The sequence below is a fragment of the Laedolimicola ammoniilytica genome (assembly GCF_025567165.1).
In the GTDB taxonomy this organism is placed as follows: Bacteria; Bacillota; Clostridia; order Lachnospirales; family Lachnospiraceae; genus Laedolimicola; species Laedolimicola ammoniilytica.
The window spans coordinates 1-12823 of record NZ_JAOQKC010000020.1 but is presented as its reverse complement, the minus strand read 5'-3'; the positions used below and the strand labels follow the sequence as shown (position 1 = coordinate 12823).

The window sequence follows — 12823 nt, the reverse complement described above, 5'->3', positions numbered from 1 at the left end:
ATGACAAGTGAATCCATGCAGAAAATCTTTGATCTGAAACTGGTACCCCTGGTGGTGCTGGACGACGCGACTGACGCGGTTCCCATGGCAAAAGCCCTGGTAGAGGGCGGCATTCCCGTGGCGGAGGTTACCTTCCGGACAGACGCGGCTGCCGACGTCATCCGGGCCATGGCCGAACAGGTGCCGGAGATCCTGGTAGGCGCCGGAACCGTCCACACCGTAGCCCAGGCTCAGACTGCTGTAGAAGCAGGCGCGAAATTCATCGTAACGCCGGGCTTCCAGCCGGATGTGGTGCGCTGGTGTGTGGAGCATCAGATGGATATCGTACCGGGCACCGCCGTGCCCAGCGACATTGAGCAGGCCATCTCCTTCGGACTCTCCGTCTGCAAGTTTTTCCCGGCTGAGGCTTATGGCGGCGTAAAGACCCTGAAGGCCCTGAAGGGGCCTTACGCGGACATCCGCTTCATGCCCACCGGCGGCGTCAGCCTGGACAATATGAACGACTACCTGGCTCTCTCCAATGTGGTTGCTATCGGCGGAAGCTTTATGACGCCCTCCGCTGCTGTCAAAGCAAAGGACTGGGCCAAGGTCACCGAAGCCTGCCGCACAGCCCTGACTAAGGTACAGGGATAAGGCCTGGCATCACAATCATGAGTGTATAAAAAGAACCTGAAACCCCCGGACAGTTTTTCTCTGTCCCCGGGCTCTCAGGTTCTTTTTTAACTTTCTTCTACTGTCGCAGATAAATTCCCTGTTCCTCGATCCAGTCCTGCAGATCGTTCTGGGCGTCCTCAGCCCAGGTCCCGGTCTTCTCCGCGCAGGACAGGGGCCGTCCGGTCTTCCGGAAATACTCCTCGATAGCCGCCGTCAGCTTTTCAAATTCATCTTCAAAGATACAGCTTTTCAGCGTGGCGTTCCGGATGCCGTCCAGACAGGCGCGGTAGTCCATCCATCGGACACTCTCCACCTCTTCCTTCTGAAGCTTCAGATCCTCGACACGGCCTGTATACTCCAGCAGATAGACCTTGCTGTACTCATGATTGATGAATTTTTTTCCGTAAAATACATCTTCCACATATCCCACATGGGTGAAGACCTCGTGAAGCTCCTCCGGCTTCGCCTCTACGCCCAGTTCTTCCCGAAGCTCCCTCATTGCCGATTCCAGGAAGTCCTGCCCCGCCGGGATATGCCCCGCCGAGGAAATGTCATAGCAGCCCGGGTAGGAATCCTTGTTGGCGCTCCGCTTTTGCAGCAGCACCTCCGCCGAGCCCTTATCCGGCCGGTAACGCACCAGCCACACATGGGCCGTGCCGTGAAGATCTCCGTCCCTGTGTACCAACGCACGCTCCTTTACTTCCCCCGTCCGGCTTCCATCCGCATTTCTCAGATCCAGTAATTCGCTCATTCTCTTACTCCATTAAAGTTCTTTCTTCTTTTCGTCGATTTCGCCCTGATACTCGTCAATCAAGATTTCCTTGCGGGCAATCTCCTCGCAGAGCTGCTGCAGGGGCTCGTCCTCCAGACTTCCTGCCGCCGCGTAGCGCTCATACACAATCTTGCCAATGGCCTCATAATCCCGCTTCATATCGCGCTCCAGGCTGTAGATCTGATTTTTCAGCTTTGCCACACCTGCCACCTCGGTGGCTTTGCGTCCCACAGTGTCCGCCGCTCCTGTCACGGTTCTTCCAATGTTGTCCCAGAAATTGCTGTTCATCATCTATACCTCCTTTTTGGTGAATACATTTATAAGCTCCGCCAGAGCCACCGAAGCCACTCCCACCAGGAAGGGCGTCAGCATCTGACAGGCTGTTGTTCCATATAATCCGACTGTCCTGAAAATCACAGCAGCCATCTTGCGCAGTAGCAGATGCCAGAGATACATCTGCGCCGAATCCCGTTCCCCGATCCGGGTCAGCACCGCACCCTTCCCGAAGTCCGGAGACGTCAGCGCCAGGGCAAACAGGCCGCCCGCCGTCAGAAGGCTTCCCAGGTACAGCTCTCTGTAGTCGGTCATCCTGCATTCCATTACCGTCAGGAGCATGCCCGCTGCCACGATGGCCACAAGCCACCCGGTATGCAGCACAAGCTTTTCTCTCTTCGCCTGTCTGGCAAACCAGCTTCCCCACAGGAAAAAGGGCAATCCGGTGAGCCAGAAACTTCGGATCCAGCGCACCGGCACTGCGACGCCAATGAGTCCCCGGCCCTCACCCAGCAGCAGATTGGCCGCCAGAAGCACCGGAATCAACCAATATGCCTTCTCTTCCCGGCGAGTCCGCACCAGCACCATGTCGAACAGGTAGCAGTACACCAGTGCGCCCATAAACCACAGATGAGGCGCCATGGCCGTCCGGTTCCAGAGCAGCAGTTCCGGCACGGTCCTGCCGCCCTCCGGGAACAGCTTCGCAGCCATTCCCACGAACGTATGCTGAGACAGCGCATACTGTGCCGCGGCCCACAGATAATAGACTGCCACAGCCCCGACATACAGTCGGAAGATATGCACTGCCCGCCGCCTGATCACCCCGGTGTCCCGGTCACAGGCGAAATACCCGCTGATAAGAAAGAACAACGGCACCGCGAACCGGGCGACTGCCTCCCCCATCCGCCCTGGAGCTCCCGGCAGTGGACAATGAATCAGGATCACCGCAAATGCTGCCGCTCCCTTCCACAGGTTCAGGCAATGATTTTTTACCTTCATCGCTTAGTCCTGCTGCTCCAGCTCCAGCACGCCCCGCATGGCGATAACCGGGCCGCCCCGATGTTCAATATACTCTCTGGTAATCGTCACGCGGCCGATATTGTCATCCTTCGGCACCTCGTACATGATATCCAGCATAAATTCCTCAATGATAGCCCGCAGCGCCCGGGCTCCCGTATCCCGCTTCAATGCCTCTTCCGCGATGGCCTCCAGCGCCCCGTCGTTAAACTGTAAGTCCACCTCGTCCAGGGCCAGCAACTTCTGGTATTGCTTGAGAATGGCGTTCTTCGGCTCCTTTAAGATACGCACCAGCATATCCTTGTCCAGCTTACTTAAGGTGCAGATAATCGGCAGACGTCCCAAAAACTCGGGGATCATACCGAAGTTCCGCAGATCCTCTACGGTCACCTTGGACAGCAGGTTCGGCTCCTTGTCGTATTTATCTTTCAGATCCGCCTGGAAGCCCATAGAGGACTTCTGGTTCAGACGTTCCTTGATGACATTTTCCAGATCCGGGAACGCGCCGCCGCAGATAAAGAGGATATTACGGGTATTCACGGTGGTCAGGGGAACCATAGCGTTCTTACTGCTGGCGCCCACCGGCACTTCCACCTCCGCGCCCTCCAGAAGCTTTAAGAGCCCCTGCTGCACAGATTCGCCACTGACGTCCCGGTGATGGGTGTCCTTTTTCTTCGCAATCTTGTCAATCTCATCGATGAAAACGATGCCCCGCTCAGCCTTCTCCACGTCATTGTCTGCCGCAGCCAGAAGCTTGGAGATGACGCTCTCGATGTCGTCACCGATATAGCCCGCCTCAGTCAGGGATGTGGCGTCCGCAATGGCCAGGGGCACGTCCAGAAGCTTCGCCAGGGTCTTCACCAGATAGGTCTTGCCGCTTCCGGTGGGACCGATGAGCAGAATGTTGGACTTCTCGATCTCGATATCGTCCTGAGTTCCTGTGGCCACACGCTTATAGTGATTGTATACGGCCACGGAAATAACCTTCTTGGCATGAGCCTGTCCGATGACATACTCGTCCAGGCTGGCCTTCAGCTTATGGGGAGCCGGGATAGTCCGGATATCGAACTCCTGCCTGGGCTCCTCCTTCTTCGGTTTTTTCTTCTTCACCTGCTGCTGATTGGGCATCATGTTCTGCAGATCCGAAAGGTTCAGGAAGTTGACGCCCTGCAGTCTGGAGAAGTCAATATTGCCGTTCTGGATGGTGTCCATGGTCTTCTGCATGCAGTCCGGGCAGACGCTGATGCCGTCCGTCAGGGTAATCAGCTTCCCGGTCTGGCTCTCCGGTCGGCGGCAGAGGAAGCAGAAACGCTCATATTCCTGTCCGTCATCCTTTGTGTCCATTGTATTCTGTCCCACGTTGTCCGGCGTGGTATTCTCGTTTTCGTTTTCTAAGTAATCTTTATCCTGCATATGAAATCTCCTTTTCAAACAGTATACCATATAATTTTCAAATTTGTAGGAAGAATTAAAATTTCATATTTTATATAAATCGTTTAGAAAAAGGAGCTGAACCTGTCCATATAGGATAGTCCAACTCCTTCTCTCTTTTCAGGAAATCCTTACTGATTCGCAGCTTCCACCTCAGCCTTGGTACTCAGGGTCAGTGTCACGGTCTTCTCCACATAGCTGCCGTCCTCCGGAGACTGCACAGTCACTTCCACGGTCTCGCCTGCCTCATAGTACTGCAGCCGCCCACGTAAGCTGTCGTAGGTGGTGACGCTCACACCGTCGAAGCGGGTCAGGATATCGCCCTTCTTCAGGCCTGCCTTGTCCGCTGCGCAGCCGGATACTACGGATTTCAGATAAATGCCCTCCGGCATATCGTACTGCTGGGCAATCTCGCTGGTCACATCCTGACAGGTGATGCCCAGATATCCCATCTTCTCACTGTCCACTGTGGAACGTGTCTTCAGATTCTGCAGGTCGCCGATGATGCCCTCCACATCGGAAATGGGGATGGCATAGCCCATGCCCTCCACATAGTTGGAGGAAAGCTTGGCCTCATTGATGCCAATGACCTCGCCCTTCATGTTCAGAAGCGCGCCGCCGCTGTTGCCCGGGTTGATGGCCGCGTCGGTCTGGATCAGCTTGTTGCTGATGGTGCTGCCGTCGTCATTTTGCAATGTAACCTCTCTGTCCAGGGCACTGACGATGCCCTTGGTAACAGACTGACCATAGCCCAGGGCATTGCCGATGGCAATGACCTGATCGCCTACCTGCATCCTGGAGGAATCACCGATGGCTGCCGTCTTAATCTCAGACAGGGTCTCCTCCGGAATATCAGAAAGCTTCACGGCGATAACGCCGATGTCCTTGGACGCATCCGTTCCCTTGATCTGCGCTTCCACTGCATTAGATCCGTCCTTGCCCTCATCCGCGCTGAATACCACAGACAGGTTGGTGGCGCCTTCCACCACATGATTGTTGGTAACAATCAGAAGCTCGCTGTCGTTCTGGCCGATGATGATACCAGTTCCTGTGGAAGTGGACTCCTGCTGCTCCGGCTGACTGTACCAGCCAAAGCCCCAGTAGCTCTGGACTTCCTTCACACTCACATTGGTGATGGCCACCAGGGAAGGCATGCACTGCTTTACAATGGCGGATACGGAAGCGGTGTTGTCCTCCGTACCGGCGCTGCTGTTGGTCTCGGGTTCTGTGGCTGCCCCATCGGACACTGTACTGTTATCTGTGACATCCGCAGTATCCCGGCTGTCAGCCGCGGTCACCTTATCGCCGAACAGCTTCTGTCCCACAAAATTGGTTCCCTGGAAGGCCGCACCGGCCACCACGCCGAATATCAACGCGATGCACACGGTCTTCGCGATGGTGCGGCCAAAGCCTTTCTTTTTTTCTTTCCGCAGGAGGCATTTCCTGTCTCCGCATGAGCGGTGCTTTCTCTGCGTCTCTCCGTTCTCTGATAATCGGTATCCTCATAGAACGGGCCGGTGTAGCGGTACTGGCTTTCAGTACTGCTGCTTTCTGTATCGGTGCTCTCCGCAGCATTATTTTCTGTTACATTACTCTCCGTAACATTACTTTCAGCGCCGTTCTCCACCGCACTGCTTTCTGTATGCTCTGTATTCACTGCGTCTGTTCCGGCTCCATGTTCCGGCGTCGGGTTTTCAGACAGATTTCTGTTCTCTTCTTCGTACATACTGATGCACTCCTTCCTCCTCATTTGGTTCCATTATTCTGTAGTGTAGCAGGCAATTGTGTTCAAACTGTGAGCAAAGAATAAAATTTGTATTACTTTCTGTCACAGACGTTCCACCCTCTGCATCTCTTCCATTGCTAAAACTTCTTTTTAAGAAGTAATTATTGGGGAATACTTCCTAAAACACACAATGTCCCCGGGGATGTCAAGTCATTGCTACAAAAAATATGCGGTTTTTAAGCCTTTGGGATGGCTTAAAACCGCATGTTTATGAGCAGAGGATGTTATATACTTGTTACAAAAATAATCTTTTGGAATTATGTTCTTGCTATAAATTGATTTTATTCAACCTCGCCTTAATACTGATGCTCTATCCGAGCTATACCATCCTATCTATTGTCGCAGTTCTTCCTGTATCATCCCCATTAATTCCTGTGCCACACTTTCCGATTTTATCCTTATCAGATTATCCCAGGCATCGACTTTTCCCAATAAGTTCATTCCACCATGCCATACCAGCTCATTATCAATGACAGCAAAGCATTCTTTATCTTCTTTTGTCCGAGTCACCTGAATGCCAACTGCCCGCATCTGCGCTATCAAATTCAAATAAAAATCTACATTTCCATAACATTTGTATTCCGGATCTGTAAGCATTACGCTTACTTTTACTCCCGCCTCCTGCCGTGGCTTTAAAATATAAAGAAAGCGTTCCATCTTATCTGCTGTAATTGTCGGGCTTGAAATTATGATATTATGATTCGCTTTTGCCAGATCCTGTTCAAATACATCCACATAATTGTCAGAACTGTAAATTGCATGAACGGATTGTTTATTTTCCGTCATATTACTTAATACCTTAAAACCCATTTTCTTATATGTCCGCAATCGTTTCGCATACATTTTGTTAAAATAGTACATATGTGAATCCACATAATCGTAAACAATGACATCTTTTTTGTCCGGGTAATCACGGTTTAATCTGCCCACATACTGCTCCAGTCTGCCCGGAAATGATACCGGAGCTGCAAACATCAGAGTATCAAGCCTGGGACAGTCAAAGCCTTCCCCTATTTTCTGTCCTGTCGCAATTAAAATCATACTTTTATCCGGTGCAACCCTCTTTATTTCTTCTCTTATTTCCTTATTGGCCTTATCTGTGTTACCGCCATATAGAAGAAATACATATTCTGCAATTCCCTGCAATTCATCATATAGCATTTTTGCCTGTTCTTTCTGACGCGTCAAAACAACGGGCGTTCTTCCCATAACAACGCACTCTTGTATATCCGATTTTATCTGCTCATTCCTTAACTTACTCTTGCTTATAACATTGAAAGCTGCCGTGACATCTTTTCCTGATTCCAGTGTATCAACAATTCTGGTATATCTCGGGTAAACTAAATGCTCTATTCCCTGTTCTATCGCACGCTCTTTTGCCGTAAAGCTGTGCCGCACCGGCCCCAAAAGCATATAAATGATCTTCTCAAGGTTATCATCCCTCTTTATTGTCGCCGACACGCCATACACATATCTGGCATTTACTTTTTGCAGGACCTCCACTGCTGTATTCGCTGCCGCATGATGGCATTCATCCATAATCACCATTCCATATGTATTCAGTAGTTCGTTGAACTCACCCTTGCCGTATATGGAGCCCACCATTGCTACATCTACGATTCCAGTCAGCGTATTTTTTCCTCCGTGTAATACGCCAATCACACTACTACGCTTCTTTATCCGCCCGGTTTTTGTCCTATAAGTGGGCAATTCTTCATCAATATCTAAAAAATGATTCAGCTCATCCACCCACTGCTCCAACAAATCTTTGCTTTGAAGCAATATTAATGTACTTACCTTTCTCTCCGCAATCAGATAACTGCAAACTACCGTTTTTCCAAAAGCCGTAGCTGCACTTAGTATTCCATTGTCATACGCTAATAATCTTTGTGCCGCCAAATCCTGCTGCACTCTCAAATCTCCCTTAAACGATACTCGGAGGGGCCGACCTTTTTCACGTATGTCCTCAACGTCGTACGCAATTTCAGCATCCATACATTCACTTATTAATTTTTCACTCAGGCCTCTCGGTATACGGATATATCCATCCACATCCTTTCCCATATAAACTGTGCTGAAATTATAATAATTGGAATATCCCAGTCTCCTGTTTTTATAAAAGACCGGATTATCAAAGGCCGCCCTACTTCTGATTTGATTTTGAATTTTAGGCGTGAGATTTAAAGTATCTATATAGATACCATCATTGAATACCAGATGTAATTTACCTGTAATATCATTTGCAGAAAGTTTCTCCCTCCTCTTCCATGGCTTTGGCCTATTTTCAAAAACTTTCTCTTCGTTGCCCTTTTCCAGCGGCCTATTTTCTGTTTTCCATTTTTCTATACATTGCTCAATCTCTTTCTGTTCCAGCTTTCTGGTATGATTCAGCAATGTGTCCCATTGTTCTGGATATGCATTCCAGCTTTCATCCACAAATGCACTGTTTCCTCTTTTCAATGCCTGCCCCTGCAACGGCAGTGCAATTAAATTTCCGATACCGCTTGTCACATCCTGTGAAGGATACATTCGATCGTAATAATGAAATGATTTCATATTTACGGATGCCGAGCCTTTATCCAACAGCATATAACCAAAATTTCTTGCCAGAGATGCCGGTATCGGCTTTTTGAAAAATATCCAAACATGAGCCCCACGACCAGAACGTGAACGCTCTACTAACGGATTTATCCCATTTAGTTCGCACATCCTCCGTAATGCGCTTACTTCTTCCTTCCATTCATTGTCTGTATTCGCGAAATCTGTTTCCTGCGCACCCTTTTCATGATTATCAAAATCAAATACCAGAAATCTGCAGGTTCCATCCGGGAAAAGCGGATATATTCCCAGGACATCCGATCCATCTTCTTTATATCCTACCAGATGCGCAATTATTTTATCTAATGTAAGTTTTGTCCAATCCCTGTACTCACACTCATCACAGGTCATTTTAAGTTTCCTTTGTTTCGGACATAAGGCATTATTCCACCGATTATTGCATTGCGGAAAATAACCGCCTTTACTTCCCCGTTTCGCATAGACATCATTTCTTCCCCAGAACATAGAAAAATACCATTTAGCCATATCTTCTGTAATATAGCGTTCTATAATTCTCCCACCCTGATCCAGATCGTACTCTGTGTTTTCTTCGGAAAATTCATTGAAAACATCCTCTGAATTATATGGAATATTGGCTTCATCCAGTTTTTCTTTTAGACTTTGATTTTCTTTTTCCAATTTACGGACTAATTTACGCAGAGTGTCCAGATTGTATGCTTCTATGTTCATATAATATCTTCCTTCGTATTTCTCTAAACAACTAGTAATAGAACCTGTCAACACAATGTAGTATATCTTCCGCCGTAAGGGAATTGATGTTTTGTTCTTCACAATAATCAATAATATAATTTACTAATTTTCCATTTCCAGCTACATCAACTAATTCATCATATGCTTTATCTGAAAAATCTATTGTTCGCTGAAGTACATACGGAACATAAACCTGTAAATAATCATGCTTCGATAAATCATCCATTATATTTGAATAGAAAATTAATGCAAAAAACTGAAACGTCACATCATTTCTAATAAACGGAATCATCTTATAGTTATGCATCAGATTCGCAATTGCGAGTCCCTGCATACAATATTGATGAGCAATCGCATAAAATATTTGCGATTCCGAGAACTCTTTTATAACCGGCATTACATCTCCATTCACCTCCAAGTATCGCTTACATTTGTCTCTCAACGACAATTGCGAATCTTTCCACGAAACAAAAATCAATTTTTCACGCATACCAGGTAAAAGTTTAGATTCTATTTCTTCATATGAACACTCCGATTCTATTATGCTTTTCAATTCAGAATCATCTATTCCAAACATTGCTGCTACCATTCTTTCTGCCGCATCTATTAGTATTGAATTATATTCTTCCATATTTGAAGCAATAAATGGCTCTATTGGCAAGACGCAAAAATCTCGTGAATATTTCCTTAAAATTAATAACAAATCCTCTACACAATCCTTCAAATATTGATTCGTATATTCAAAATTTATTTCCTTTTCAGTACCTTTGTAGAATGTAGATAATTTCATGATAGGCTCATTGACAATTCTATATTTTCCCACCAATACATAATCAAAATGTCCCCCAGTAGCAATATCTACTCTCATGGCACCAGCCAAATAAGCCACTGCATCCTTCTTTTCTATATTAGCCATAAAATACCTAATATATCTCCGTTTTCGATACCAGAACAATCGTACTTCCCCTATAAATCTTTTTATATCTTCTTGTTTGAACTCTTTAATGGGATCCTCATATTTTTCGAGTATTGAAAGATATTCAGCCATTATTTTATTAATATATTTTTTCTCTATCAAAGCAAATCATCTCCTAGAAATAATTACTCCTTTAAATAAAAACTTGGCAGTTCAATATAGTCCGAAATAAGAGCAAATACTTTTTTCATAAGCATCTCGCAATCCGCATAAACACTTTTTAATTTCTGTTCCGCGTAATAATCAGGAATCGTATGATAATTATGCGACGGATTATCACATATTAACATTGATGATTCTCTAATAGCTCCCCAAAATCCATGTGTATAATTAGTGTCATACTCATAATACATTTCATATAACATCTGTTCATCACACTTTAAAAATTTCTTATTAATTTGGGTTTTATCAAAATATCCTAAACTCATATCAACAAAGCTCTCATCCATATCCTCATTGACTAATAATTCCATCAATTTTTGCTCTATCTGTGCTTCGCTTGAAACAGCATATTTTTCTTCTCTCATTTTTGCCATAATAAGCTTGTACTTTCCGATCCCGTAAGCCTTAAATCGTTCATAAACATCTGGGACTTCCGTTTCCTGAAGCATAATATATTTTAAATTAATGTATGATTCAATCATTGTTCTAAACAATATTCTTCCACTAATATCTGTTTGTAAATTTCTTTCCATAATTTCTTTATATATCTTATAAATATAACACGTAATTCCCATGACAACAGCATACTTAATATCCATCTTTTTATCTTCATTAGTTGCCGCTATATAATCCATAACCTTTGTTGTTTTTTCATAAAAAATCATATCATCATTTTCTTTCCACAGGACCATCAATGGATTACATTCTGATATTTCGCCCAAACGTTCCCATACCACCGTCGAAAACTCGTTGCTGCAATCCCTATTACCTAAAGCTTGAAAAGTTGATCTGATTACTGGTCTATACATTCTCATTTCTTCATCAAAATGTTCATATTTATAGTAATCAGTTAGCGCTTTAGGAAGTATATCTATTTTGTTTGAAATAAATACATTTCCTCTTTTCACATAGAACCAATCAACTGCAAAACAAATATCTGTTGTAAGCTCATCATGAAACTTATTGCACTCTTTAACAATGGAAAACATTTCCGAAATACCCTTGTCAATCTCCATGCCAGAATCAAAGAAAACATTATAAAATACATCATCTATATCTGGTGTTACAACGATTGTAAACGGTGCTAATACCTCTACCGAAACATATTTTAAGACAATTGACCAATACTTTTCCTTCTTTGCTTTTTCCATCTTATGTATTTTTGAAAATTGAGGAATACACATCTCATTATTATTCAACTCATCAATAATTTTGTATAAATTTTCTAAGCCACGCTTTCGCCCTTGTTTAAATATTATTAATCCTATCCATAAAAATTCTGGCAAGCTCTTCTGAGACCAACTTGATAATTTTAATGTAGAACCTATTCCTCCTGGATCAGTAAATGGCGTATATAATGTGTCCCCTTTCTTCACGTGCTTTGAAAGCTGTACCCTGTCCACCGAATAACCTCCCATTTTACCAACTCAAATATTCATCTACTACATCATACAAATAAGTTAAAATTTCATAAATATGATTTATACTATCTCTCAACACCGTATAATCAATGGTATGTCCGCATGAAAAAAATAGATTTTCATCTGTACTAATTAAATAACGCCATACCTCTGCATTTTGATCTATTTGTTTATTACTAGGATTAATTTCTTCACTGTATTGGTTAGCTTCCTGTATCTCCTTTAACATTGCTTTTATCTCCGTTAATTTTATCCCATCAAGAGAATAATGTATGTAATTTTCTTTATACTCTTTGATATACTTCAAAAACTCTTCTGAACATATCATTTCATTTATAACCTTAGTTTTAACATTTTCCCATAAAATCAACAAATTGTGACCCCCTGATGGCATTTCCCCTAGGGCTCTTCGATAAATATGCTTTAACGATATCTCAATACAATGTCTATATGAAAATAAAATAGGGAAAATATACGTATCCAATATTTTAGGATTTTCCCCGTGCTGTAACACATATTCCACCAAAGTATCTGCACTATTTTTGTATCCTTCTCTCAATCCATACAATGCTAAATCTTTATTCTGCCAACCAAAATGTGCAGATTGCTCCATATACCCTGTTTCTTTAAAAACTTTCATGCTTTTTCAACTCCAATCCACTACAATATAAACATCTTTGATATAGTTTTCCTCATTAAGTCAAACTATATTCTTAGATCCATTAAAACCTTTATTATTTAATCAGATCATATATTGTTTTTTCATTTTTCCGAACTTTAGATAATCTTTTGTATTCCTGAAGACTTTTTTCGAGCACAAATATATCTGAAAAATATTCTTTAACAAACGCAACACTTTTCACATTTTTCATTTTCAAAACAGATTTACAGTATTCACTTGGGGACATTCCCTTTTTCTTTTCAAACTCCTGATATTTTCCTCCTCATATAATCAAGTGTTTTTTATTGAAAATTCAAGGTTTTTCAACCTTTCATATCTCAGTGAATAAGCCACAGCTATG

Annotated in this window: 11 protein-coding genes; 1 reads left to right on the top strand and 10 read right to left on the bottom strand. The window is 44.4% G+C overall.

The annotated features are described in order from the left end of the window. Window positions 1-633: a bifunctional 4-hydroxy-2-oxoglutarate aldolase/2-dehydro-3-deoxy-phosphogluconate aldolase gene (locus OCV63_RS13120; protein WP_158364566.1), complete on the top strand. Its 633-nt coding sequence runs from the start codon at window positions 1-3 to the stop codon at window positions 631-633. Window positions 634-730: 97 nt separating this feature from the next. On the opposite strand, the gene OCV63_RS13115 is transcribed toward OCV63_RS13120, so the two are convergent. The 10 genes from OCV63_RS13115 to OCV63_RS13070 form a co-directional block, all read right to left on the bottom strand. Further along, window positions 731-1405 carry an NUDIX hydrolase gene (locus OCV63_RS13115; RefSeq protein WP_158364564.1) on the bottom strand — a complete coding sequence of 225 codons (675 nt, stop codon included), beginning with the start codon at window positions 1403-1405 and terminating at the stop codon, window positions 731-733. A gap of 12 nt (window positions 1406-1417) precedes the next feature. Next, complete coding sequence (locus OCV63_RS13110; RefSeq protein ID WP_158364562.1) at window positions 1418-1717, bottom strand: hypothetical protein; 300 nt, start codon at window positions 1715-1717, stop codon at window positions 1418-1420. Further along, on the bottom strand, window positions 1718-2698 hold the full coding sequence (locus tag OCV63_RS13105; RefSeq protein WP_158364560.1) for an acyltransferase family protein: 981 nt from the start codon (window positions 2696-2698) through the stop codon (window positions 1718-1720). It abuts the gene before it with no gap. A gap of 3 nt (window positions 2699-2701) precedes the next feature. After that, on the bottom strand, window positions 2702-4129 hold the full coding sequence (clpX, locus tag OCV63_RS13100; protein ID WP_158364558.1) for an ATP-dependent Clp protease ATP-binding subunit ClpX: 1428 nt from the start codon (window positions 4127-4129) through the stop codon (window positions 2702-2704). Between the two features lie 149 nt (window positions 4130-4278). Next, window positions 4279-5532, bottom strand: a complete 1254-nt coding sequence (locus OCV63_RS13095; RefSeq protein ID WP_158364556.1) for a S1C family serine protease — start codon at window positions 5530-5532, stop codon at window positions 4279-4281. After that, window positions 5517-5873 (bottom strand): hypothetical protein, encoded by a 357-nt coding sequence (locus OCV63_RS13090; protein WP_158364554.1) that lies wholly within the window; start codon window positions 5871-5873, stop codon window positions 5517-5519. Before OCV63_RS13090 ends, OCV63_RS13095 begins: the two co-directional genes overlap by 16 nt. Before the next feature lie 393 nt (window positions 5874-6266). Next, window positions 6267-9221, bottom strand: coding sequence for a TOTE conflict system archaeo-eukaryotic primase domain-containing protein (locus OCV63_RS13085; RefSeq protein WP_158364552.1), 2955 nt, complete (start codon window positions 9219-9221; stop codon window positions 6267-6269). 31 nt (window positions 9222-9252) lie between these two features. Further along, a complete protein-coding gene (locus OCV63_RS13080; protein WP_158364550.1) occupies window positions 9253-10320 on the bottom strand; it encodes a hypothetical protein in 1068 nt (355 codons plus the stop codon). A 23-nt stretch (window positions 10321-10343) separates the two neighbouring features. Continuing rightward, on the bottom strand, window positions 10344-11783 hold the full coding sequence (locus OCV63_RS13075) for a DUF5677 domain-containing protein (protein ID WP_158364548.1): 1440 nt from the start codon (window positions 11781-11783) through the stop codon (window positions 10344-10346). A gap of 16 nt (window positions 11784-11799) precedes the next feature. Beyond that, the gene (locus tag OCV63_RS13070; RefSeq protein WP_158364546.1) at window positions 11800-12441 is read right to left on the bottom strand and encodes a hypothetical protein; all 642 of its coding nucleotides are present in this window, start codon (window positions 12439-12441) and stop codon (window positions 11800-11802) included. Between the last annotated feature and the right edge of the window lie 382 nt (window positions 12442-12823).